Origin of the sequence: Streptomyces sp. SN-593 (assembly GCF_016756395.1) — a bacterium.
GTDB classification, from domain to species: Bacteria; Actinomycetota; Actinomycetes; order Streptomycetales; family Streptomycetaceae; genus Actinacidiphila; species Actinacidiphila reveromycinica.
In genome coordinates this window covers 6,779,146-6,802,860 of the sequence record NZ_AP018365.1, presented here as the reverse complement: position 1 = coordinate 6,802,860, position 23,715 = coordinate 6,779,146, and the positions used below count along the sequence as shown (strand labels likewise).

At 74.6% G+C, this 23,715-nt stretch carries 19 protein-coding genes; 9 read left to right on the top strand and 10 right to left on the bottom strand.

Annotation, left to right across the window (positions count from 1 at the left end; all coding sequences use genetic code 11):
* Window positions 1-54: 54 nt before the first annotated feature.
* On the bottom strand, window positions 55-2,238 hold the full coding sequence (locus RVR_RS29110) for a protein kinase family protein (protein ID WP_202236884.1): 2,184 nt from the start codon (window positions 2,236-2,238) through the stop codon (window positions 55-57).
* A gap of 127 nt (window positions 2,239-2,365) precedes the next feature.
* Here RVR_RS29110 and RVR_RS29105 point away from each other — a divergent pair, with 127 nt between their 5' ends.
* From RVR_RS29105 to RVR_RS29095, 3 genes are all read left to right on the top strand, one after another.
* Window positions 2,366-3,004 carry a nucleotidyltransferase family protein gene (locus RVR_RS29105; protein WP_202236883.1) on the top strand — a complete coding sequence of 213 codons (639 nt, stop codon included), beginning with the start codon at window positions 2,366-2,368 and terminating at the stop codon, window positions 3,002-3,004.
* 235 nt (window positions 3,005-3,239) lie between these two features.
* A complete protein-coding gene (gene aceB, locus RVR_RS29100; protein ID WP_202236882.1) occupies window positions 3,240-4,859 on the top strand; it encodes a malate synthase A in 1,620 nt (539 codons plus the stop codon).
* 13 nt (window positions 4,860-4,872) lie between these two features.
* Window positions 4,873-5,361: a GNAT family N-acetyltransferase gene (locus RVR_RS29095; RefSeq protein ID WP_202239335.1), complete on the top strand. Its 489-nt coding sequence runs from the start codon at window positions 4,873-4,875 to the stop codon at window positions 5,359-5,361.
* Between the two features lie 42 nt (window positions 5,362-5,403).
* Here the strand turns inward: RVR_RS29095 and RVR_RS29090 are convergent, their stop codons facing one another.
* The 6 genes from RVR_RS29090 to RVR_RS29065 all read right to left on the bottom strand — a co-directional run bounded on the left by RVR_RS29090 (window position 5,404) and on the right by RVR_RS29065 (window position 9,404).
* Window positions 5,404-6,828, bottom strand: a complete 1,425-nt coding sequence (locus RVR_RS29090; RefSeq protein WP_202236881.1) for an 8-oxoguanine deaminase — start codon at window positions 6,826-6,828, stop codon at window positions 5,404-5,406.
* Window positions 6,829-6,841: 13 nt separating this feature from the next.
* Window positions 6,842-7,750, bottom strand: coding sequence for a factor-independent urate hydroxylase (pucL, locus tag RVR_RS29085; protein ID WP_202236880.1), 909 nt, complete (start codon window positions 7,748-7,750; stop codon window positions 6,842-6,844).
* A 4-nt stretch (window positions 7,751-7,754) separates the two neighbouring features.
* Window positions 7,755-8,192, bottom strand: a complete 438-nt coding sequence (gene uraH, locus RVR_RS29080; RefSeq protein WP_202236879.1) for a hydroxyisourate hydrolase — start codon at window positions 8,190-8,192, stop codon at window positions 7,755-7,757.
* A complete protein-coding gene (gene uraD / locus RVR_RS29075; RefSeq protein WP_202236878.1) occupies window positions 8,189-8,692 on the bottom strand; it encodes a 2-oxo-4-hydroxy-4-carboxy-5-ureidoimidazoline decarboxylase in 504 nt (167 codons plus the stop codon). The genes uraH and uraD overlap by 4 nt, the downstream gene beginning before the upstream one ends.
* Before the next feature lie 83 nt (window positions 8,693-8,775).
* Window positions 8,776-9,096, bottom strand: coding sequence for a helix-turn-helix domain-containing protein (locus RVR_RS29070; protein ID WP_202239333.1), 321 nt, complete (start codon window positions 9,094-9,096; stop codon window positions 8,776-8,778).
* Window positions 9,097-9,152: 56 nt separating this feature from the next.
* Window positions 9,153-9,404: a hypothetical protein gene (locus RVR_RS29065; protein WP_202236877.1), complete on the bottom strand. Its 252-nt coding sequence runs from the start codon at window positions 9,402-9,404 to the stop codon at window positions 9,153-9,155.
* Between the two features lie 226 nt (window positions 9,405-9,630).
* On the opposite strand from RVR_RS29065, the gene RVR_RS29060 reads away from it, so the two are divergent.
* Window positions 9,631-10,356, top strand: coding sequence for a hypothetical protein (locus tag RVR_RS29060; RefSeq protein ID WP_202236876.1), 726 nt, complete (start codon window positions 9,631-9,633; stop codon window positions 10,354-10,356).
* A gap of 54 nt (window positions 10,357-10,410) precedes the next feature.
* On the opposite strand, the gene RVR_RS29055 is transcribed toward RVR_RS29060, so the two are convergent.
* On the bottom strand, window positions 10,411-12,066 hold the full coding sequence (locus tag RVR_RS29055) for an AMP-binding protein (protein ID WP_202236875.1): 1,656 nt from the start codon (window positions 12,064-12,066) through the stop codon (window positions 10,411-10,413).
* The gene (locus tag RVR_RS29050; RefSeq protein WP_202236874.1) at window positions 12,063-13,745 is read right to left on the bottom strand and encodes an AMP-binding protein; all 1,683 of its coding nucleotides are present in this window, start codon (window positions 13,743-13,745) and stop codon (window positions 12,063-12,065) included. The genes RVR_RS29055 and RVR_RS29050 overlap by 4 nt, the downstream gene beginning before the upstream one ends.
* Before the next feature lie 85 nt (window positions 13,746-13,830).
* Here RVR_RS29050 and RVR_RS29045 point away from each other — a divergent pair, with 85 nt between their 5' ends.
* The 5 genes from RVR_RS29045 to RVR_RS29025 all read left to right on the top strand — a co-directional run bounded on the left by RVR_RS29045 (window position 13,831) and on the right by RVR_RS29025 (window position 19,376).
* The gene (locus tag RVR_RS29045; protein WP_202236873.1) at window positions 13,831-14,712 is read left to right on the top strand and encodes a helix-turn-helix transcriptional regulator; all 882 of its coding nucleotides are present in this window, start codon (window positions 13,831-13,833) and stop codon (window positions 14,710-14,712) included.
* 113 nt (window positions 14,713-14,825) lie between these two features.
* Window positions 14,826-15,521 carry a LysE family translocator gene (locus RVR_RS29040; protein ID WP_202236872.1) on the top strand — a complete coding sequence of 232 codons (696 nt, stop codon included), beginning with the start codon at window positions 14,826-14,828 and terminating at the stop codon, window positions 15,519-15,521.
* A 260-nt stretch (window positions 15,522-15,781) separates the two neighbouring features.
* A complete protein-coding gene (locus RVR_RS29035; RefSeq protein WP_202236871.1) occupies window positions 15,782-17,323 on the top strand; it encodes an MFS transporter in 1,542 nt (513 codons plus the stop codon).
* A gap of 636 nt (window positions 17,324-17,959) precedes the next feature.
* Window positions 17,960-18,658: a TetR/AcrR family transcriptional regulator gene (locus RVR_RS29030; protein ID WP_202236870.1), complete on the top strand. Its 699-nt coding sequence runs from the start codon at window positions 17,960-17,962 to the stop codon at window positions 18,656-18,658.
* A gap of 313 nt (window positions 18,659-18,971) precedes the next feature.
* Window positions 18,972-19,376, top strand: a complete 405-nt coding sequence (locus tag RVR_RS29025) for an SAV_915 family protein (RefSeq protein ID WP_202236869.1) — start codon at window positions 18,972-18,974, stop codon at window positions 19,374-19,376.
* Window positions 19,377-19,469: 93 nt separating this feature from the next.
* On the opposite strand, the gene RVR_RS29020 is transcribed toward RVR_RS29025, so the two are convergent.
* On the bottom strand, window positions 19,470-23,648 hold the full coding sequence (locus RVR_RS29020; protein WP_202239331.1) for a beta-galactosidase: 4,179 nt from the start codon (window positions 23,646-23,648) through the stop codon (window positions 19,470-19,472).
* Window positions 23,649-23,715 lie beyond the last annotated feature (67 nt).

Genomic DNA, 23,715 nt, shown 5'->3' with positions numbered 1-23,715 from the left:
TCGCGTCGGTACCGCACCCGGACGCGGCGGTGCGCCGGCGCGCCCCGGGGCGGATCAGTTAACGCGAACCGACCACCGTCGCGCCACTCCGTTGTCGAAATTCGCGCTGATTCCGGTGCCCGGCGCGGAGCGCTCGCCCACCTCGTGCCACACCGTGACGTCGAACACCGCGGCGGCGTGCGGGACCTGACGCAGCGGAAGCTGACGGAACGTCACCAGCGCGGTCAGCGTGCCGTCGACGGACCGCACGCACAGCCGGGAGCCCTCGCCGAGCGAGGCGGCGTCGACGGCGTCCACCCCGGCCGCGACCGCCGACCGGCAGGTGTCGACGGTCATCGGGCTGTCCGGGCCGACCACGGCGAGGGTGTCGCGGGTGCGGTCCACGGTGAACGCGGAGGCGTCCCCGGTGAGCCCGAAGTCGCCGCTGTTGGTGCCGGAGCCGACGGCCGGCGGGTCGGTGCGCAGTGACAGCCCGTCACCGGCGGGCAGCTCCATCTGCTGGTAGACCAGGGCGGCCCCGGGCGGCGACCCGGTGGCGTCGCCGCCCGGCGGCGGTGACGTGGGCGAGGGGGCCGTCGGTGCGGACTGCCCCGGCGCGGGTGTCTGCCGGGAGGGCGCCGACCCCGAGGGCGACTGCTGCGGCGCCCCGGCCTCCGGCGGCCGGGCGCCTACGGCCGAACGGTTGCCGCTGCTGGAGGAGAGCGCGACCGCGGCGGTGGCCACGACCGCGACCCCGGCGACGGCGGCCACCACGCCGACCGCCTTGCGCCGCCTGCGCGGCAGGGGCAGCGGCACATGGACGTAGGGGGCGCGCGGCCATTGCTGGGGGTGCCACAGGTAGCCGCCGTGCGGCGCGGCGGACGGCGGCGCGGGGGCCGCCGGGGCGGGCGGCGCGGGTGCGTGGAGCTGCGCGGGGGCCGCCGCGGCCGGCGCGGGCGCGTCCTGCGGCGGCGGGCCGGCGGGCGCCGGGGCAGCGCCTTCGGGCCGGGCGTCGGGCCCGGCGTCGGGCGCGGGCGGCCGCGCGGGCTCCGGCGGGCGGGGCGGCGCCGCGGGCGCGGCCGGGGACGGCGGCGCGGCCCGGGGCGGGGCGAAGTGCGGCGGGGGTATCGCCGGGAGGATCGCGGCGAGGAGGGGTGCCGGCAGCCAGGAGACCGGGCGGGACTCGGGCGCGGCCTGCGCGCACATCGTGGTGATCTGGGCCAGGGAGGGCCGCAGCGCGGGGTCCTTGATGAGGCAGCGGGTGACGATCTCCCGCAACTGGCCCGGGAGTTCGTTGAGATCGGGCTCCGCGTGCTGCACCCGGGAGCCGTCGCCGAAGGGCGCGGCGCCGATCGAGGCGTACGCCGCTATCTGCCCGAGCGCGAAGACGTCGGTGGCGGGCCGGGCCGGCTTGCCCGCGGCCTGCTCGGGCGAGCGGAAGGCGGTCGCCTCGCCGACCGCGTCCGTGCCGGGCTCCCCTCCGGACGCCGCTCCGGGCGCCGCTCCGGACTCCTCACCGGCGTCCGCCGCGGCGCCGCCGGCATCGGCGGCTCCCACGGTTCCGGCCCCCGGTGCGCCGTCCGCGCCGGCCCCCGTCCCCGTCCCGGCCGCCGCGTCACCGCCCGCGTCCTCGGCTCCACCCGCGGCAGACGCCCCACCCGCGGCCGCCTCACCGGCGGCGGTCCCGGGGCCCGCCGCCTCCGCGACCCAGGCCAGCCCGTGTCCCTTCACCCGGGGGCCGTCGCCCGCGAGCAGCACGTGCGCGGGGCGCAGTCCGCCGTGCACCACCCCCGCGTGGTGCATCGCCTGGAGCCCTTCGGCGAGCGCGGCGACCAGCCGGAGCACCACCCCGGTGGGCAGCGGCCCGGCGACCTCCACCGCCGCGCGCAGCGAGAGCGACGGCACGTAGCCGGAGGCGATCCAGTACCGGTCCCCCTCGCGCCCGCTGCCGACCACCGGCACCGCGCGGGGACCGGGCACCCGGGCCGCGGCCTGCGCGTCGTGGTGGAAGCGGGCGGCGAAGCCGTCGGCGGCGGTGAGGCCGGGCCTGATCACGGTGAGCGCGACGGGCTGCCCGCCCGGGTCGTACGCGAGGTAGGTGACGCCGGCGGCGCCCGGTCCGTCCGCGCCGAGGCGCGCGCTGATCCGGTGCCCCGAGACGGCCGCCGGGTCGTCGTCGAGGAGCGGAGCGAAGACCGGTCCGCGGACGTCCGGCCCGAGGTCCTGACCGAAGTCCGGACCGCTGTGCGCTGGCCCCATCAGTCCCCCCAGTCCCCGTCTCTCGCCTGGCAACCGCCCCACCCGCAACAGGGCCAGACGATACCGGAACACGCCGCGCCGACGGCGCCCTGTTCCACTGCCGTGACACGCGCGGTATGCAGGACGGATGGACTCACACGGCGAGGTGGCCGGGCTGCTGCTGGCGGCCGGCGGGGGGCGGCGGCTCGGCGGCCGTCCCAAGGCGCTGCTGGGCCACCGGGGCCGGCCGCTGGTGGAGCACGCGGTCGCGGTGCTGCGGGCGGGCGGCTGCGGCCCGGTGCACGTGGTGCTGGGCGCGGCGGCGGACGAGGTGCGCGAGCGCGCCGACCTGGCCGGCTGCGTGCTGGTGGACAACCCGCACTGGTCCGACGGGATGGGCTCCTCGCTGCGCGCGGGGCTCGCCTCGCTGGCCGCCGCGGCGAGGGAGCGGGCGGCGGCGCGGGAGGAGGGGCCGGCCGCGGCGGTGGTCGCGCTGGTGGACCAGCCGGGGATTCCGGGCGCGGCCGTGGCGCGGGTGGTCGCGGCGGCCCGGGCGGCCGACGACCTGCCGTCCGCGCTGGTGTCGGCGGTGTACGGGGGGCGCCGGGCGCACCCGGTGCTGTTCGGCGCGAGCCGCTGGGCGGGGGTGGCGGGAAGCGCGGGCGGCGACCGCGGGGCGCGGACGTACCTGCGCGAGCACGCCGGGCAGACCGTGCTCGTGGAGTGCGGGGACGTCGGCGACCCCGCCGACATCGACACTCCGGACGACCTGCGCCTCCTCGGTTGAGCGGCGGACCCGGCGCCGCGTCCGGGCCGTGCCGGTCTCCCGGCCCGGCCTCTCCCGCCCGTCTCCCGTACCTGTCCGCCCCGCCGCCCCGCCGCCCGGTGCGTCCCCCGTACGCCGTGCCACAAAACGTTGAACTTCCGCACAGCGAAAACTATGCTCCACTGTGCAGAAGCGAGCGCGCCGCGGCGCGTCCCGGCACCCCGTGCCGCCCCTGCCCTACGGAGGAGTGACCCCCATGTCAGCAAGCGCGCCGTCCCCGGCCGTCGTCTCCGCGGCCGCCGGACCCGTACCCCGCTCGGAGGAGGTGCTGACCCCCGAGGCGCTCACCTTCCTCGCCGCGCTCCACCGCCGCTTCGCCGCCCGCCGCGACGAGCTGCTCGCGCTGCGCAAGGAGCGCCGCGCCGAGATCGCCCGCACCGCCGCCCTCGACTTCCTGCCGGAGACCGCGCACGTGCGCGACGGCGACTGGCGGGTGGCGGACGCCCCGGCCGCGTTGCAGGACCGCCGGGTGGAGATCACCGGGCCGACCGACCGCAAGATGACGGTCAACGCGCTCAACTCCGGCGCCCGGATCTGGCTCGCCGACTTCGAGGACGCCTCGGCCCCCACCTGGCACAACGTCGTCACCGGCCAGGTCAACCTGATCGACGCCTACGAGCGGCGGATCGACTTCACCTCGCCCGAGGGCAAGAGCTACGCCCTCAAGGACGCGGCCGAGCTGGCCACCGTGGTGGTGCGCCCGCGCGGCTGGCACCTCGACGAGCGGCACCTGACCGTCGACGGCGAGCCGGTCGCCGGCGGCCTCGTCGACTTCGGCCTGTACTTCTTCCACAACGCCCGGCGGCTGATCGACCTCGGCAAGGGACCGTACTTCTACCTGCCGAAGACCGAGTCGCACCTGGAGGCCCGGCTGTGGAACGAGGTGTTCGTCTTCGCCCAGGAGTACACCGGCATCCCGCGCGGCACGATCCGCGCCACCGTGCTGATCGAGACGATCACCGCCGCGTACGAGATGGAGGAGATCCTCTACGAGCTGCGCGAGCACGCCTCCGGGCTCAACGCGGGCCGCTGGGACTACCTGTTCTCGATCGTGAAGAACTTCCGGGACGGCGGCGAGCGGTTCGTGCTGCCGGACCGCAACGCGGTGACGATGACGGCGCCGTTCATGCGCGCCTACACCGAACTGCTGGTGCGCACCTGCCACAAGCGCGGCGCGCACGCGATCGGCGGCATGGCGGCCTTCATCCCCTCCCGGCGCGACCCCGAGGTCAACACGGTGGCCTTCGCGAAGGTCAAGGCGGACAAGGACCGCGAGGCCGCCGACGGCTTCGACGGCTCCTGGGTGGCCCACCCCGACCTGGTGCCGATCGCCCGCGCCTCCTTCGACGCGGTGCTCGGCGACCGCCCGCACCAGAAGGACCGGCTGCGTGAGGACGTGCACGTCACCGCCGCCGAGCTGATCGACATCGCCTCGCTCGACGCCCGCCCCACCTACGAGGGCCTGCGCAACGCGGTGCAGGTCGGCATCCGCTACATCGAGGCGTGGCTGCGCGGCTCCGGCGCGGTGGCGATCTTCAACCTGATGGAGGACGCGGCCACCGCGGAGATCTCCCGCTCGCAGATCTGGCAGTGGACCCACGCCGGGATCGTCTTCGAGGGCGGCGAGAAGGCCACCGCGGAGCTGGCCCGCCAGGTCGCCGCCGACGAACTCCTCGCGATCCGGGACGAGATCGGCGAGGACGCCTTCGCCGCCGGGAAGTGGGCCGAGGCGCACGACCTGCTGATCCGCACCGCCCTCGACACGGACTACGTCGACTTCCTCACCCTGCCCGCCTACCAGCGGCTGGCGGGGTGAGCAGGTGACGGACCTGCGGGTACGCGACGCGAAGGCCGCGGACTGGCCGCTGATCTGGCCGTTCCTGCACCGGATCTGCGCCGAGGGCGAGACGTTCGGCTACCCGGTGGACATCCCCGAGGAGTCGGCGCGCACCGCTTGGATGCTGGCGCCGCCCGGCCGCACCGTCGTGGCCGCCGACTCCTCCGGCGCCGTCCTGGGGACTGCGAAGATGAACCCCAACCAGATGGGCAACGCGGCCCACGTCGCCAGCGCGAGCTTCATGGTGGACCCCGGGCACGCCGGGCGGGGCGTGGGGCGGGCGCTGTGCGAGGAGGCGCTGCGCTGGGCGGGCGCGGCCGGCTACCGCGGGATGCAGTTCAACGCGGTGGTCGCGTCCAACACCCCCGCGGTGCGGCTCTACCGGTCGCTGGGCTTCGAGGTGATCGGCACCGTGCCGGAGGGCTTCCGGCACCCGCGGCTGGGCTACGTGGGGCTGCACGTCATGTACCGGCGGCTGTAGGCGCCGGGGCGGCGCGAGCCGGAGTGCCGCGGGCCGGGCGGCTCAGGTCAGGCCCGCGATCCGGGCGAGGCGGCGGGCCTCGTCGCGGGTGAGGCGCGCGATCCCCTCCTCGTCGACGCGGGTGAGGCGGCCGTCCTCCACCACGGCGGTCCCGCCCACCAGCGACAGGGTGACCGGCGCCGCGGCGCCCAGGACCAGCGCCGCGACCGGGTCGGCGATCGACGCGTGCCCGATCCCGTCGAGCTTCCACAGCACCAGGTCCGCGAGCTTGCCCGGCTCCAGGGAGCCGATCTCCGCCTCGCGGCCCAGCACGCGGGCGCCGCCGTACGTGCCCAGGCGCAGCGCCTGCCGGGCGGTGAGCGCCTTCTCGCCTCCGCGCAGCCGGTTGATCAGCAGCGCGTTGCGCAGCTCGGTGTGCAGTTCGCCGGACTCGTTGGAGGCGGTGCCGTCCACCCCGAGGCCGACCGGGACGCCGGCGGCGAGCATCTCCGGCACGCGCGCGATCCCCGCGGCCAGGCGGGCGTTGGAGGACGGGCAGTGCGCGACACCGGTGCCGGTACGGGCGAAGGCGGCGACGTCGGCGTCGTTCATGTGCACGCAGTGCGCCATCCACACGTCGTCGCCCAGCCAGCCGGTGGACTCGAAGTAGTCCGTCGGGCCCATCCCGAACAGCTCGTGGCAGAACTTCTCCTCCTCCACGGTCTCGCTGCCGTGGGTGTGCAGCCGCACCCCCTTGCGGCGGGCCAGCTCCGCCGCCTCCCGCATCAGTGCGGTGGACACGGAGAAGGGCGAGCAGGGCGCGGCGGCGATCTGGAGCATCGAGCCGAAGGAGGCGTCGTGGTGGGTGTCGATCGCGGCCTCGGTGGCCAGCAGCGCCTCCTCCAGGCCCTCCACCGCGAAGTCCGGCGGCAGCCCGCCGTCGGACTTCCCGCGGTCCATCGAGCCGCGGGCGGCGGTGAAGCGCACGCCGACCTCGGCGGCGGCCCGGATCTCGGCGCCGAGCAGGTCGCCGGTGCCGCGCGGGAAGACGTAGTGGTGGTCCATGGCGGTGGTGACCCCGCCGCGGACCATCATCGCCAGTGACCCCGACGCGGCGGCGTGCACCATGGTCTCGTCGATCCGGGCCCAGGTCGGGTACAGCTCGACCAGCCAGTCGAAGAGGTTGCTGTCCTGGGCCAGGCCGCGGGTGAGCCACTGGTAGAAGTGGTGGTGGGTGTTGACCAGGCCGGGGGTGGCCAGGTGCCCGGTGCCGTCGATCCGGCGGACGACGTCCGCGAGGCCGGCGGGCGCGGGCCCCGCGCCGACCGCCTCGATGGTGCGGCCGGCCACCACCACGTGCCCGGTGGCGTACTCGGTGCCGGCGGCGTCCACGGTGGCGACGGCGCAGTTCTCGATCACGGTGCGCGGGCCGGGTCCCCCCGGCCGCCCGCCGTCCGGTGCCGCGCCGGTAGGGGTCTGCTCTGCCATGCCGTCCGCCCTCTCAGTCCGTCACCGGGATCGCGGCCTCGGCGCCCTCCCGCAGCACCGTGCCCTCGATGAGGCCGTACGGGCGGTCGGCGGCGTAGTACACCTCGTTGTCGTTCTCCAGGCCGAACGGTGCGAGGTCGACCAGGAAGTGGTGCCGGTTCGGCAGCGACAGGCGTATCTCGTCCACACCGGGGGTCTGCTCGATGACGCGGGCGCCCATGGCGTAGAGGGTCTGCTGGAGGGAGAAGGAGTAGGTCCCGGCGAAGGCGTCCAGCAGGTGGCCGCGGACGCGCGCGTACTCCTCCTCCCAGGCGGGCGGCGACTGGTCGTCGCTGTTCCAGGCGAACCGCCAGCGTGCGGCGACCTCGGTGGCGAGGATGCGGTCGCGGGTCTCCTCCAGGGTGGTGTACTCGTCCCTGGCGAAGCCCCAGAACTCGGAGTCGGTCGAGTTGAGCACCACCAGGTCCTTCAGCCCGGAGACCACCTGCCAGCGCGTGCCGTCGTAGCCGACCTCGGTGGTGCGGGTCTCGCGGGCGTCGCGGACGAAGGAGTGGCCGCCCTCCCGGGGTCCGATCCGGTCCCAGGCGTACTCCTCGACGCGGACGCGGGCGCGGTGGATCGCCTCCTGGCGGGTGACGAAGTGCCGGGCCAGGTGGATCGCGAACGCCTCCGCGGACTGCACGCCGTGCTTCTGCGCGAAGGCGTAGACGGTGTTCTTGGTGGCGTCGGTGGTCAGCACGTTGGCGTTGGAGCCGGACAGGTGGACGTCGTCCATCGCGCCGGACAGCGACACCGACACGTTGAGGTCCTTCAGGTGGTGGGTCGCGCCGTCGCGTACCACCCGGACCACCCGGACCTCGGCCTTGCCGTACTGGTTCTGCCCGAGCCGGGCGACGCGGGCGGGACTGGTGTGCGCGGTCATGGTGCTAGCTCCCTCGGTATACGGAGTAGCCGAACGGGCTGAGGAGCAGGGGGACGTGGTAGTGCTCGCCGGGCACGACCGTGAACACGGTCGCCACCTCGGGGAAGAACACGCCGCCGCGGGGGTCGTCCTGCCGCGCCCCCGGCCGGGACCCGGCCTGCCGGCCGAGGTAGGGCTCCACGGCGAAGCGGAGCCGCGCCTGCGTGGCGTGCCGGGGCAGCGCGGGCAGGTCCCGGCACCGGCCGTCCGCGTCGGTGGCCGACGCGCCGTGCTCCTGCCAGGGCGCGTCGGGCCCGGTCCTGACCGCCAGTTCGACGCCGACGCCGGCCGCCGGATGCCCGGCGCCGGTGTCGAGGACGTGGGTGGACACCGAGACGGCGCGCACGGGGGCGGCCTGTTCCTGGTCGGTCCGGGGCCGCGGGTCCTGCGGCGCTGCCGTCATGCGGGGTCCTCCTCGGTGCGGCGGGCCAGCCTGATCCGGTTGATCCTTCCCAGCTCGGCCCGGACGATCTCGCGCTCGTCGGCCGCGCTGTTGCCGATCCGCTCCTTCAGCGCGGCCAGCATCTGGGCGCCGGTACGGCCGGTGGCGCAGATCAGGAAGACGTGGCCGTGCGCCTCCTGGTAGGCGAGGTTCAGCCGGAGGAGTTCGTCCCGCTCGGCGTCGCCGACCCCGCGCTGCTCGCGTGCCGACGTCGGGTCGCCCGGGGTGGGGCGGCCGATCGGCGGGTGGCCGGAGACCGCCTCGCGCAGGTCGGCGGCGGTCAGCGCCGCCATCGCCGCGTCGCTCGCCGCGAGCAGGTCCGCCAGCCGGTGGTACGGCCGCCCGGCCGCGACCGCCGCGCCCCACACCCGGCTGGCGCACACGTCGTGCAGCAGCTCGGCGGCGGCACGCCCGTCGGCCGCGTTGAACCGGGCCAGGCCCGGCGAAGCGCTGGATGTCACCCCCGCAAGCTACGAGCCGCCGCGCGCGGGCGTCAACAGTTTGTTGAAAACTCCGGGCTCCGCGAACGGCCGCCGCCGTGCGCTCACTTCACCTCGCGGGCCGCGTTCTCCCTGTTCAGGTAGTTGTAGACGGTGAAGCGGCTGACCCCCAGGGCCGACGCCACGGTCTCCACCCCGTGCCGCAGCACGAACGCGCCGCGCTCCTCCAGGACCCGGACCACGGCCTGCTTCTCCCTGCGGCCCAGTTCGTGGAGCGGGCCGTGCCGGCGCCGGAGGTCGGCGAGCAGGTGGTCGAGGGAGTCGGCCAGGTGCGGCAGGCGCACGGCGACGGCCGGCTCGCCCTCCCAGCTCAGCACCACGTCGTCGCCCTCCGCCTCGCCCGGCGGCAGCACCCGCCCGCCCATCGCGTCCACCAGGGGCCGCACCGCGGCGACGAAGGCGGACCTGCGCTCCTGGTCGCTCACCGCGCCTCCTCGCCCAGCACGCTGACCTGGAGCGAGACGCGGGTGGCGCCGACCGCCGTGGTGCGCCGCAGCAGCTCGCCGACCGCCGCGATCACCGCCTCCAGGTCGCCCTCGGCGCTGTTGCCGAACGGGCCGACGTCGACGGCCTCCAGCGTCCCGTCCCGCAGCACCTCGCGCGCCTCCATCGCGTGCGCGGGCGGCTCCTGGAGGTCGAACGGCTCGGTGGTGAACTCCAGCCTCATTCTCACGACTGCCCCCACGGTGACTTGCGGCTTCGCGGGCCCTCCACCGCGGAGGCGGCCCGCAGGCGACCTTAACCCCGCCGGAGCCGGCCGGTACGCGCACGGCGCCGCCCCGGATACTCCATACGCTCACTGCTTGCGGCGGAACGGTCACACCGGCGCCGAGTTCCTGCACTATGGGTGCACGACGCCCCGGCCCGAAACCGCCGGGGCCGGACGGGAGTTGCGAGCGATGGCTGAGAGCGTGCCGGTGCGCTGCCCCGCCTGCGGGCGGGAGCGCGGCTACACCGCCCCGACGTTTCCGTGCGCCTGCGGCAACCCGCTCGCCGCTGCGGTCCTGCCCGGCGGCCAGCCCGTGCAGGTGCTGCACCGCTCCTGGGACGACTCCTGGGTCCGGCTGCGCTGCCCGGAGTGCGGGCGCTCGGACCAGTGGCCGCAGCCGGAGTTCGACTGCGTGTGCGGCGCGCTGGTACGGCTGCCGGTCGCGGGCGGCGCGGCCGAGCCGGGGCGGGCCACGGCGCCGGCGCCCCACGAGGGGGCGCCCGAGCCGGCCGGGCAGGTCCCGCCTCCACCCACCCGCCGGCCGCCGTTCCGCCCGGTCACGATCCGCACCGCCCGGGACGCGCTGAGCGCCGCCGCCCACTACCTGAAGTGGCTCGGCTTCGGGAACGTCCGGCTGGCCGGCGACCGTACCGCCAGCGGCATCGACCTGCGCGGGGACGACCTGGTCGCCCAGGTGGACCCGACCACGCTGCCCACCCCGCTGCGGGACGTCGAGTGCCTGTGGCTCAACTGCCTCAACGAGGACGCCACCGGCGCGTTCTTCTCACTGGCCGGGTACGCCCACGACGCGCGGCTGCGGGCCGACCAGCTCGCGGTGCCGCTGTTCGTCCTGGACCTGACGGGCACGCCGCAGCCGGTCAACGAGGCCGCCGACCGGCTCGCCCGGCGGTGCTGAGCGCGGCGCGGCACCCGCTCCCCGCACGGTCGGCGCCGACCGGTCCGGCCGCCGTCAGCCCCGCGCGCCGAACCCCTCGCGCAGCTCGATCTTGCGCACCTTGCCGCTGACCGTCATCGGGAAGGCGTCCAGGACGCGCAGGTGGCGCGGCACCTTGTAGTGCGCGAGCCGGCCGGCGCAGAAGTCGGCGACCTCGGCGAGGGTGGGCGGGTCGGCCGGGTCGCGCGGTATCACGCAGGCGAGGACCTCCTCGCCGAAGTGCTCGTCGGGCACCCCGACCACCTGCACGTCGGAGACCTTCGGGTGGGTGTAGAGGAACTCCTCGACCTCGCGCGGGTAGACGTTCTCGCCGCCGCGGATGATCACGTCCTTGATCCGGCCCACCACGGCGACGTAGCCGTCCTCGCGCATCACCGCGAGGTCGCCGGTGTGCATCCAGCGCCCGTCGTCCACGGCCTCCGCGGTGCGCTGCGGCTCGTCCCAGTAGCCGAGCATCACCGAGTAGCCCCGGGTGCACAGCTCACCCGGGGTGCCGCGGGGAACGGTGACGCCCGAGGTAGGGTCCACGACCTTCACCTCCAGGTGCGGCAGGACCCGGCCCACGGTCTCGGTACGGTGCTCCAGGTCGTCGTCCCGGCGGGTCTGGGTGGACACCGGCGAGGTCTCGGTCATGCCGTAGCAGATCGACACCTCGGCCATGTGCATCTCCGACATCACCCGCTTCATCACCTCGGTGGGGCACGGCGAGCCGGCCATGATCCCGGTGCGCAGCGAGCTGAGGTCGTAGGAGGCGAAGTCGGGCAGGCCCAGCTCGGCGATGAACATGGTGGGCACGCCGTAGAGCGAGGTGCAGCGCTCCTGCTCCACCGCGCGCAGCGTGGCGGCCGGGTCGAACGAGGGCGCCGGGATGACGATGCAGGCGGCGTGCGAGGTGATGCCGAGGTTGCCCATCACCATGCCGAAGCAGTGGTAGAAGGGCACCGGCAGGCAGACCCGGTCCTGCTCGGTGTAGCCGACCGTGCCGCCCACGAAGTAGCCGTTGTTGAGGATGTTGTGGTGCGAGAGGGTGGCGCCCTTGGGGAAGCCGGTGGTGCCGGAGGTGTACTGGATGTTGACCGGTTCGTCGCAGCTCAGCGACGCCTCCTGGACGGCGAGGTAGTCGGCGGGCAGGTCGGCGCCCGCCGCCATCAGCGCGTCCCACTCCGGGTCGCCGATGTGCACCACCTCGCGCAGCCGCGGGCAGTCGCCGCGGACCTCGGCGGCCATCGCGCGGTAGTCGCTGGTGCGGTACTCGGTCGAGGCGACCAGCACCTCGATGCCGGACTGCTTGAGCACGAACGCCAGCTCGTGCAGCCGGTAGGCGGGGTTGATGTTCACCATGATCGCGCCGAGCCGGGCGGTGGCGTACTGGACCAGCACCCACTCCGGGCAGTTGACCGCCCAGATGCCGACCCGGTCGCCCTTGCGCACCCCGTGGGCGGCCAGTCCGCGGGCCAGCGCGTCGACGTCGGCGCCGAACTCGCGGTACGTCCAGCGCCGTCCGCCGGCGACGTCCACCAGCGCGTCGCGGTCGGCGTGCGCGGCCAGCGCCCGGTCGAGGTTGCGCCCTATCGTGTCGCCGAGCAGCGGGGTGCCGCCGGTGCCGTGCGCGTAGGACGGTTCGGCCGGCGCGGTGCCGGTGACCGTCCCGGTCGTGTCGGTGTCGCTCACCGGTAGTCCTCCTCGCGGTACTCGTGGCTGCCGTCGCGCGCGGTCGCCTCGCGCAGCTCGATCCGGCGGATCTTGCCGGAGACGGTCTTGGGCAGCTCGGCGAACTCCAGCCGCCGCAGCCGCTTGTAGGGGGCGAGCACCGCGCGGGAGTGCGCGAAGATCGCCTTGGCGGTCTCCCCGTCCGGCTCCCAGCCGGCCGCGAGCACGACGTACGCCTTCGGCACCGACAGCCGCAGCTCGTCCGGCGCGGGCACCACGGCGGCCTCGGCCACCGCCTCGTGCTCCAGCAGCGCGCTCTCCAGCTCGAACGGCGAGATCTTGTAGTCGGAGGACTTGAAGACGTCGTCGCTGCGGCCGACGTACGTGATGTAGCCGTCCGCGTCCCGGTGGCCGATGTCGCCGGTGTGGTAGTAGCCGCCGGCCATCGCCTCGGCGGTGCGCTCCGGGTCGCCGGCGTACCCGGTCATCAGGCCGACCGGGCGGCGGGACAGGTCGAGGCAGATCTCGCCGTCGTCACCGGGCTCGCCGGTCTGCGGGTCCACCAGGGCGACGGTGTAGCCGGGGGTGGGCCGGCCCATCGAGCCGGCCTTGACCAGCTCACCGGGCGGGTTGGCGACCTGCACGGCGGTCTCGGTCTGCCCGAAGCCGTCGCGGATCAGCACCCCCCACAGCCGGCGGACGTGCTCGATCACCTCGGGGTTGAGCGGTTCGCCGGCCGCGACGGCCTCGCGCGGCGGGTGGGCCAGGGCCCGCAGGTCGGCCTGGATGAGCATCCGCCACACCGTGGGCGGCGCGCAGAAGCTGGTCACCCCGGCCCGGTCCATCTCCGCCATCAGCCGGGCCGGGTCGAACCGGGTGTAGCTGTGCACGAAGACCGTCGCCTCCGCGTTCCACGGCGCGAACAGGCTGGACCAGGCGTGCTTGGCCCAGCCCGGCGAGGAGATGTTCAGGTGGACGTCGCCCGGGCGCAGCCCGATCCAGTACATGGTGGCCAGGTGGCCGGCCGGGTACGACAGGTGGGTGTGCTCGACCAGTTTGGGCCGGGCGGTGGTGCCGGAGGTGAAGTACAGCATCAGCGGGTCGTCGCCGCGGGTCGGCCCGTCGGGCACGAAGTGCGGGTCGGCGGTGTACGCGTCCTCGTACGCCCGCCACGGCGCGGGGGCGCCGCCGACCGCGATCCGGGTGTAGTCGCCGGGCACCTCGGCGAACTTCGGGACGTCGGCGGCGCGCACCACCACGTGCCGGGCCCGGCCGCGGTCGATCCGGTCGCGCAGGTCGGCCGGGCCGAGCAGCGGGGTGGCCGGGATGGCCACCGCCCGCAGCTTCATCAGCGCGAGCGCGGTCTCCCACTGCTCGGTCTGGTTGCCGAGCATGAGCAGCACCCGGTCGCCGGCGCGCACGCCGAGGCCGCGCAGCCAGTTCGCGACGCGGTCGGTGCGGGCGGACATCTCCCGGAAGGTGGTGCGCGCCTGGCTGCCGTCCTCCTCGACGATCCACAGCGCGGGCCGGTCGGCGCGCTCGGGGTCCGCGGCGATCACGTCGAACCAGTCCAGCGCCCAGTTGAACCGCTCGGGGCGCGGCCAGGCGAAGCCGTCGTAGGCTGCCCGGTAGTCCTCACGGTGCCGCAGCAGGAAGTCCCGGGCCTCCCGGAAGGTCCCGGTCGCGTCCGATGCCGCCATGTGTCCTCCTCGTCGACGGACCCCTGAGTAGCATCGTCCGGGAGTGACGTGGGTCTCACTACCCCCGGAAGGGGGTGAGGGGGTGATGCGGGTGAACGGACGCGGCGAGTCGGTCGAGGTGCGCGCGGCGCTGTTGCGGATGCGCAGGTCGGGGCTGTTGCCGGTGTCGTTCGGCGGGTTGGTGGCGGGCGGCGGCGGGCTGCCGGTCGGCTACGGGGCGCGGCAGTTCCGGATCAGCGAGCTGGCGGGCACGGCCACCGAGGCACTGCGCGGCCTCGCGATCACCACCGGCAACGGTCTGGGCGGCAAGACGCTCGCGATGGGCCGCCCCTACGCCGTCACCGAGTACCGCGACTCCCGGGTGATCAGCCACGAGTACGACGCGGCGGTGGCGAGCGAGGGCCTGCGGTCGGTGCTCGCGGTGCCGGTCGTGGTGCAGCGGCGGGTGCGGGGGGTGCTCTACGGGGCGCTGCGGCAGCCCTTCGCGCTCGGCGACCGGCCGCTGAACGTGGCGCTGGACGCGGCGCGGGAGCTGGAGCAGGCGCTGGTGATAAGGGACGAGGCGCAGCGGCTGCTCTCCTTCGCTCAGGCTCCCCTGCCGGCGGACCCGCGGGCGTGGGAGGAAGTGCGCGAGGCGCACGCGGAGTTGCGGGCGCTGGCCGGTCAGGTGCCGGACGCGCGGCTGCGCGAGGAGCTGTTGAGCGCGTGCATCCGGCTGGCGGCGGCCGGCGCGCCGCCGCAGGCGCCGCGGACCGGTCCGGCGCCCGGCGCGCCGCAGCTCACGCCGCGCGAGCTCGACGTCCTCAGCTCCATCTCCTCCGGCGCGACCAATGCCGCCGCCGCGGCGCGGCTGCGGTTGCGGCCCGAGACGGTGAAGAGCTACCTGCGGTCGGCCATGCGGAAGTTGGGGGCGCACACCCGCCTGGAAGCGGTGGTCGCCGCCAGGCGCGCCGGCCTCCTGCCGTAGGGCGCCCCCGCACTCCGGGAGCCGGGCCGGTACGCAGTGGCGGAGGTTCCGGAAACCCGCGGGACGCGGCGCCCCGGGCGGCCTACGCTCACGCGGAAGCCCCCTGCCGTTGAATGGAGTTCGCCGTGTCGGTCGACCGTCTGCTCGGCTTCGCCGGAATCTCGCTGGTGCTGGTGCTGATACCCGGCCCCAGCGTGCTGTTCGTCCTCGGCCGGGCGCTGGCGCACGGCCGCCGCACCGCGCTGGGCAGCGTCGTGGGCAACGCGATCGGCGCGTACCTGCTGGCCGCGGCCGTCTCGTTGGGCCTCGGCGAGGTGATGGCCACCTCGGCCGCGGTCTTCACGACCGTGAAGCTCGTCGGCGCGGTCTACCTGGCCTTCCTGGGCGTGAAGGCGTGGCGCCACCGCGCGGACCTCTCGGCGGCGACCGCCGTGCCCGAGGCGGAGGAGGGTGCGGCCGCTCCGACGGGGGCCGTGCGGCCGCGGCGGGTCCGCAGTGACGCACGCACCCTGTGGGACGGCTTCGTCGTGGGCGTGACGAACCCGAAGACCTGCATCTTCTTCGCCGCGGTGCTCCCCCAGTTCGTGGACCGCGACGCGGGCGGGGTGCACCGGCAGATGCTGCTGCTCGGCCTGGTGTTCACGGTGCTCGCCCTGGTCTGCGACAGCGCGTGGGCGCTGACCGCGTCGGCGGCCCGTGCCTGGTTCGCCCGCTCGCCGCGGCGCATGGCGGCCATCGGCGGCACCGGCGGCCTGGCGATGATCGGGCTGGGCGTGGTGGTCGCGGTGACCGGTCGCGCGGACTCCTGAGCGGCGGTCCGGTCGGCGGCCGGAGCCCCGGCGGAGGCGGCGCACAGCACGCTGACAGGAAGACGCCGGCGGCCCGGGCCCGGGTTGACCCCCTTTGCTGTGAGCAGTCGCACACCACCGAGGCCAACGAAACGTTTGCGTTTCGATATGCCGAGTCGTACGGTCGATCGAGTAAGCCGGAGTACGAAACCGTTTCGTTCTTCCTGGCGGTTCGCCGCCCGTCCCACTCCCACCCCGTCCCACTTCCAGGAGTCACACCCATGTCGACTCAGTCCGCATCCGGCGTGAACGTCGGCGATTCGGCACCGGGCCGCCCGGTCGCGCTGGACAAGCAGGCTCCGGAGGAGCATCCGTCCCACCGCTGGTGGATCCTCACGGTGATCGCGATAGCGCAGCTCATGGTCGTCCTCGACGCCACGGTTGTGAACATCGCCCTTCCCTCCGCCCAGGAAGCGCTCGGCTTCAGCGACGGCAACCGGCAGTGGATCGTCACCGCCTACTCGCTCGCCTTCGGCAGCCTGCTGCTGCTCGGCGGGCGGCTGGCCGACCTGATCGGCCGGAAGGTCGTCTTCCTGACCGGCGTCGTCGGCTTCGCCGTCGCCTCCGCGCTGGCCGGCGCCGCCCCGAACTTCGGGATCCTGGTCAGCGGCCGCGCCCTCCAGGGCCTGTTCGCCGCGATGCTCGCGCCGGCCGCGCTGTCCCTGCTGAACACCACGTTCACCGACGCCAAGGAGCGCGCCAAGGCGTTCGGCATCTACGGCGCCATCGCCGGCGCCGGCGGCGGCATCGGCCTGCTGCTCGGCGGTGTGCTCACCGAGCACCTGAGCTGGCGCTGGACGCTCTACGTCAACCTGATCTTCGCCGTCATCGCCTTCCTCGGCGGCATGGCGCTGCTCCGCAAGGGCGCCCCGGCCGACCGGCCGCGGCTGGACGTGCCCGGCACGATCCTGGTCACCGCCGGCCTGTTCAGCATCGTCTACGGCTTCTCCAACGCCGACAGCCACCACTGGGGCTCCCCGCTGACCTGGGGCTTCCTGGTCCTCGGCGTGGTGCTGGTGGCGGCCTTCGGCTGGTCCCAGGCGCGTGTCGCGCACCCGCTGCTGCCGCTGCGCGTGCTGCTCGACCGCAACCGCGGCGCGTCCTTCGCAATCCTCGGGATCTCCGGCATCGGCATGTTCGGCGTCTTCCTGTTCCTCACCTACTACCTCCAGCTCTCGCTGTCCTACAACCCGGTGAAGACCGGCCTGGCCTTCCTGCCGATGATCGGCGCGCTCATGGTCGCCGCGCAGCTCGCGACGAACAACCTGCTGCCGAAGTTCGGACCCCGTCCGATCGTCCCGGTGGGCATGGCGCTGGCCGCCGTCGGCATGGCCTGGCTGACCCGGCTGGACCTCGGCAGCTCCTACGCGCCCGACGTGCTGCCCCCGCTGGTCGTGATCGGCTTCGGCCTCGGCCTGGTGATGCCGACCGTGATGAGCGTGGCCACCGCCGGCGTGCACGCCGACGACGCGGGTGTCGCCTCCGCGGCGGTCAACACCCTCCAGCAGGTGGGCGGTTCGATCGGCACCGCGCTGCTGAACACGCTGGCCGCCAGCGCCGCGACCAGCTACATCACGCACCACGCGACCAGCAACCCGCCCGCCAAGCTGGTGGTCGCCCACGCGCAGCTGCACAGCTACGCGACGGCCTACTGGTGGTCCGCGGCGTTCTTCGCCGTCGGCACCGTGCTCGCCGCGGTAATGTTCCGCAGCGGCCGCCCGGAGCTGTCGGGCGAGGGCGAGCCGCAAGCCGTGCACATGTAGGCAGGGCACCCCGACCCCCCGGCGCGAACCGAGCGGAAGCAGCCGGGGCACCGGGGGGCTGGCCACCGGGTCATCGTGGGGACGGGACACCCGGCCGCCAAGCCCCCTGGACAACACCGCCGCCCCGTCGGTGCGTCACCCCCGTGCGCACCGGCGGGGCGGTGGCGCGTCGCGGGGCTCCGGCGCACGGACGCGTTCCGGCGCACGGACGGGTACGCGGACGGACGAGTACGGCCCCGCCCCGGCCTCACGAGGAGGCGGGGCGGGGCCGTGCGAGCGGTCCCGGCGTCCGGCGCTGAGCAGGCGCCCGCCACGTCCGGATTCCGGGGGGCTGCCACGTACGGGGTGTGACGGCACCACGGGTCCGGGGGACCGCTCGGCCGCGGATGCGAGCGGGCCATGCCCGCACTGCGGCCAGTCCACTTACGAGTCTTCACTCGCAACGGCGCCAGCCTATGAGCGGACGTTCACCACTGTCAAACACCTTGCGGCACCTGCCGTTTGGGGCGGCACGTTAGGCTGGGAAGGCCGCCGTGACCTGCCCGGCGGCCGGCCGGCCCGCCCGCCGCGGACGCCTCCCGGACAGCCGGGGCACGCGCCACGGGCGACCGCCGCGGCTCGCAACCGGGAGAGTGGATGCCGCGCACACCGCCGCATGACGCCCGGGCCGACCCGCCGGGTGCCCGTCCCGCGGCCGCGGGCCCGGGCGGCCCCGCTGCGGTGCCTCGCAGGCGGCTGGCCCGCGGCGAGAAGCGGATCGCGCAGCTCCTGGACGCCGCGGCCGAGGAGTTCGCCGCGGTCGGCTACGCGTCGGCGACGACCAACAGCATCGCCGCCCGGGCCGGTGCCTCCCCCGGCACCCTCTACCAGTTCTTCCCGAACAAGGAGGCGATGGCGCGGGCCCTCACGGAACGCTACCGCTCCCGGCTCCGCGCCGTGTTCGCGTTCGTCCGGGACCCGGCGCTCGACCGGATGCCGGTGGGCGAGCTGGTGGAGCGCGTGGTGGACCCGGTGCTGGCCCTCAGCCGGGCGAGCCCCGCCTTCGGGTCGCTGTTCGCCGGCACCGCTCCCCCGACCGGGGTGACCGCCGTGGCCGCCACCCTCGACGCCGGCGCCGGGCGCGTCATGGAGGCGGTGATCGGCGCCGCCGCGCCGCACCTGACCGCCGCGAACCGGCGGCGGTGCGCCAAGGTCGTGGTGCACATCGTCAAGGCGATGCTGTCGGCGCTTGAGGGCGCGACCGCCGGCGAACAGGCGCGGCTGGCCGCGGAGTTCAAGACGGTGCTGAACGGCTACCTGAGCGGCCTCGCGGCCGTGTCCGACACCCGCGCCTGACGGCCGGGGCCGGGGACCGGGAGGCGGCGGGACCGGGCGCGCCACGCGCCGGACCCGCCGTCGCCCCCGGTCCCGCAGTGACGTTGCGCACGTCCGGCCCGTCACCGGGCCGGCCCGGGTTCACCCGATCAGGCGACATCCGCGCACCGGGTGCCCGGCGGGCCGCCGCCGTGGCGGCATTTCCGGCCTGGTCACGGGCGCCGCGCGGTCACCGCGGGCGACCGGTCCGCGCGCGGACCGGCGCGCTCCGCGCCGGGCCCCGTCCACCGGGTCCGGCGCGGCCGGTGCGACGGCGGCGGGTTACCGTGAACGCATGCACGTGAGCCAGCACCAGCCGTCCGTCGCCGGTGCCGACGCGTCCGAGGGGGCGACCGGCCGGGCGCTCTACGTACCGGTGCGGCGCGGCCCGGCTGGCGACGTCGTACGGCTGTGGCGCACGCCCTTCGGCACCCGCACCGCCGTCGCCTTCACCACCGACCGCCGGCTGCGGTCCGTGCTCGGGCCGACGCAGCCGTGGATACGGCTCTCGGAGTCGGCGCTCCGGCGGCTGGCCGAGCCGCTCGGCGCGCGGCACGTGACGATCGACCCGGTGCTCACCGCGCGACCGCCGGCCTCCTGGGGCGCGGCCGAGACGCCGGAGGCTCCCGCGGCCCCCGCGCGCGGCGGGGCGCACGCCACGCGGCCCGCCCGCGGTTCGCTGCCCGTCCCGCCCGGCTGAATCACCGCCCGGTTCCCGGGCCGCGATCCGGGGCCGCCCGGTCGGCCCCCACCCCGGTGCCCCGCGCCGCCGGCCGCGGCGCGGGGCGTCCGTTCACGAACAGGTCAGGGTCGGCGCCGCCCAGTCCCCGTGGTCGTTGCCGTTCCCGTCGCCGCCGTCACCGACCTTGAGGTCCACCACCTGGGCCCCGGTGACGTCCACGTCGATCGACGCCGCCGCCTGCTTGCCGCGCAGTGTCGGGGTGGTGGCCAGCGTCTTCCCGTCGGCGACCACCGAGAAGGTGACCGTGCCGGCTCCGCCCGTCTCGTCGTCGACGCCGACGTCCGCGGTGAGGCGGGTGCACGCGCCGGCGAGGTAGAGCTGCACGTCGCTGACCGCGTTGGTGCCCAGGCCCTTGGCGTACGCGACGCCGCCGATGCTGATCGGACGGCCGTCCCCGGCCGCCTGCTCGCCGACGCTCGTGTCGCGCTCCACCGGGCCCCAGCCGTTGGTGGACGACAGGAACGCCAGGTCGCTGACGGCGCTCCGCCCGGACGGCGGTGCCGGCGGGACCGACGCGACGACGCGCTCGTCGGAACTGGTGGCCTCACGGCCGCGCTGGTCGTAGCGCGTGGTGGCGGTGAGCACGGCGGCGGACGGAAGGGTGCCGTCCGGCGGTCGGACCTGCCAGCGGAAGGTCGCCGACCCGCCCGGCTTCAGACGGGCCGCCGTCCCGCTGCCGACCGGCGTCGCGCTCCAGCCGTCGGGCAGCCCGAGCGAGGCGGTCAGGGCGGTGGCCGCGGGCTGTCCGGCCGGGACCCGCACCGTGGAGGTGGCGGTGAACGCCGCACCGGACCTCGCGGTGTCGGGCACGTCCAGGGTGGTGGCGGCACCGGGCGCCGCCGGCATCGCGTACCTCACGGGGTCGTAGCCGGGGCTGGCGTTCTGCCGGACCTTCAGCGACGACGCGTAGCTGCCGTAGTCGGTGAGCGCGACCTTGCCGAGCCCGCCGGTGCTGCCGTCCAGGTTCCACACCGCGATGGCGATGGTGTTGTCGCCGTCGGGGTTCAGGATGCCGTTCGGCACCGGGAAGGAGTGCTGCGGGCCGAGGTAGTTGACGTAGTTGCCGACCTGCCAGCCGTTCACGAAGATCGTGGCGCGGTACTTGCGGGACGGGTCGTCGGTGAAGGTCAGTCCGAGCGAGGTGTCCTGACCGTGCGGCAGGTTCAGCCGGGCGTCGGTCCGGTACCAGGACACGCCGGGCCGGGTGTCGGTGGCCGGCAGGGTGGTGTCCGACCACGAGGCGTCCGGGTAGCCCGGCAGCGACCAGCCGGCCCGCTCGCCGTAGAGGCCGCCGGTCGACAGGGTGCCGCGCACCGGGTCGATCAGGTCCTCGCCGCCCCGCACGCCCTGCAACCGCCAGGTGACCGGGGTGAGCGGCGCTCCGACGAGGGAGGCGCTGGTCAGGCCGCGTGCGGACTTGTTGCCGTTGCTGGAGTTGTAGTCCTCCTCGTGGCCCATGTCGACCGTCAGCACGGAGACCACGTTGTCGCCGGAGGACTTCAACGCGCCGGCCGGGAAGGCGAAGTCGGCGCTGCCGGTGGTGGAACTGCCCAGGAAGGTGCCGTTGAGCCAGGCGGAGAAGGCCTGCGCCCCGCCGCCGGAGTCGGAGACCAGGTGGATGCCGGTCTCGCCGGCGGCGGTGTGGAAGCGGCCGCGGTACCAGGTGTTCCCGGTGTGGAAGCCGTAGTCGTCGGCGTAGAGCACCGGCAGCGAGTTGACGCCGGAGGAACTGGTGGTGGTCGACTTGTCGGCCGTCTGCCAACTGGAGTCGTCGAAGCCGGGCGCGGACTCCGGTGACTCCTCGGCGTGCTTCCAGTTCGTCAGTGCCGGCAGCTTCACCGGGGCGGCGACGGGGATCCGACCGGTGCGGCCGGCGGACGCGGCGGTTCCGGACGCGGCGGTTCCGGACGCGGCGGTCGCGGTCGCGGCTGCCGTGGCGATCGGGCTGCCGTTCCAGGTGACGCGGTCGGCCGAGGTGAACACCTCGATGTCCTTGTCGTCGCCGTTGTCGCCGGTGAGCGCGACCGTCCTGCCGCCGTCCTGGCTGGTCGCGGTGCGCAACAGGTGGCTGCCGCGGACGAGGACGGGGCCCGTCGCGGTGTCCTGCCGCCAGAAGGTCTCCGCGGTCGGCTTGTCGCCGACCAGCAGCAGGCTGGGCCGGGAGCCGCCGCCGCTGATGCCGATCCGGATCAGGCCCTGGTGGGTGTAGTTCAGCCGCAGGTCTCCGGTGGCCGGGTCCCAGGTGGTGCTGACCTTGCCCCCGGTGCTGGTCACGGTCGGCTTCGAGGTGTACCGCAGCACCGTCTCGCCGTCGCTGCCGGCGTCCCCGTACAGGACCGAGACGTCGCGGCCGCCGATGGTCGCGGTGGTCATGATCTCGGAGGTGGAGTACTGGAGTCGGGAGTCGCCGAGCTGGTAGTCGGCCACGATGACGTGCGAGTCGCGGCCGTTCAGGGTGATCGCGGTGCCGGGCTGCTGCGGCACCACCGGATAGGTGGGCACGGCGGAGTCGGCGGACGGCACGTCGATGGCGTCGATCGAGACGAAGTCGTCGGTGGAGCCCGCGGCGTGGTTCCCGGCCACCACGATCCTCAGCGTGTGGGCTCCCGCGGCCAGCCCGGCCTTCTGGAACACCACCGCCTGGTTCTCGCTGCCGGAGTCGTCCACCGTCGCCACCTTGGCGCCGTCGAGGTAGACGTCGGCGTAGCCGTGGTTGTCGGTCCTCGACCCGATCCAGCGGACCGCGGTGCCGTCGAAGGGCACGGTGACCGAGTCGCCGGCGGTGTCGGAGAAGGTCTCGGTGTTCTTGTAGTCGCCCCCGGTGTAGCTCTGGTTCGCCACGTGCGACCAGCTACCGGTGTACTGGAGGGCGGTGTCCGGGTCGTCCCAGGTGTAGCTGGTGTCCTTGATCGGCTGCGCGTGGAAGTCCAGCGCGATGTGGGTCGCGTCGACGGCCGTGGACGTGGAGTCGGCGTGCCGCAGCACGTGGAACTGCGTCCCGGTGTCGGGGTTCCTGCGCGCGGTGTCCACCACCGCGGAGTCGTCCGGCGGGGCGGCCTTGATCGCGTCGGTCTTCGTCAGCGGCGCCACGGACTGGGTGAAGTACCCGATCAGCTTGTCCTCGTCGTACTTCGGGTCGAGCTGGCGGGTCTCGCGGATCGCGGCGCCGTAGTCGTAGGAGGTGTAGTTCTCCGGCTCGCCGAGCCAGCCCCAGTTGGTGCCGCCGTAGGTCATGTAGAAGCTCTGGGCGGTCGCGCCGACGGCGATGTTCTGCTTGTAGAACACGTCGGCGAACTGGTCGTCGATCAACTGGGCGCACTTGTCGTAGCCCGGGCCGCCCCACGGGTCGAAGGCGCCGCCCTGGAACTCCGGGGTGTACAACGGCTTCCCGGCCGGGTGGTCGTAGCTGATGTCGGGGACGCCGTTCCACTTGGTCGGGGTGGAGCAGTTGAAGCCCTGCGGGTAGGAGTCGGGGCCGTCCACGTCCAGGGCGCCGTCACCGGAGTTGAAGGTGCCGTTGTTGTTGCCGGTCAGCGGCACCGTGATGCCGTCGGCGCGGGCCTTGTCCTCCAGGTGCGCCATGTACGCGCGGGCCGTCGCGGAGCCGTCGTAGTACTCGTTCTCGACCTGGTAGGCGATCACCGTGCCGGTGCCGTTGGTGAGCTGGTGGCGGGCGAGGATGCGGTCGATCTGGGTGAGCCACTGGTCGGAGTACTTCAGGAACTGCGGGTCGTCCGTGCGGTTCTGCTCCTCCTTGGTGGTCAGCCACCCGGGCAGCCCGCCGCCGTCGACCTCCGCGTTGATGTACGGCGCCGGGCGGGCGATCACGTACAGGCCCGCCTGCTGGGCCATGTCGAGGAGCCTGTCGACGTCCCGCACCCCGGTGAAGTCGTACACGCCCGGCTTGGGCGAGTGGTAGCCCCAGTCGAAGTACAGGGAGGTGGCGTTGAACCCGGCGGCCTTCATCTTCTGGAAGATGTCGAGCCACAGGTCGGGGCTCGGCAGCCGGAAGTAGTGGAACTCGCCGGACCACAGGTAGGTGCGCCGGCCGTCCACGAGGAAGGAGTAGCCGTCGAAGGTGACCGTGTGCGGTTTCGTGGCGGACGGGGTCGTGGCACTGCCGGTGCCCGCGGTGCCGCCGGCGGCCCCGGCGGCCTTGGCGGCGGCCGTGTGCGCGGCGCCCACCGCCATCGCGGGGGCGGTGGTGCCCGCGGACAGGGCGATCGCCATCGCCGCGGCCAGCCCGGCCCACCACCGCCCCCGTCGCCGCCTCGTCCTGCCGGAACCTGCGTCGCCC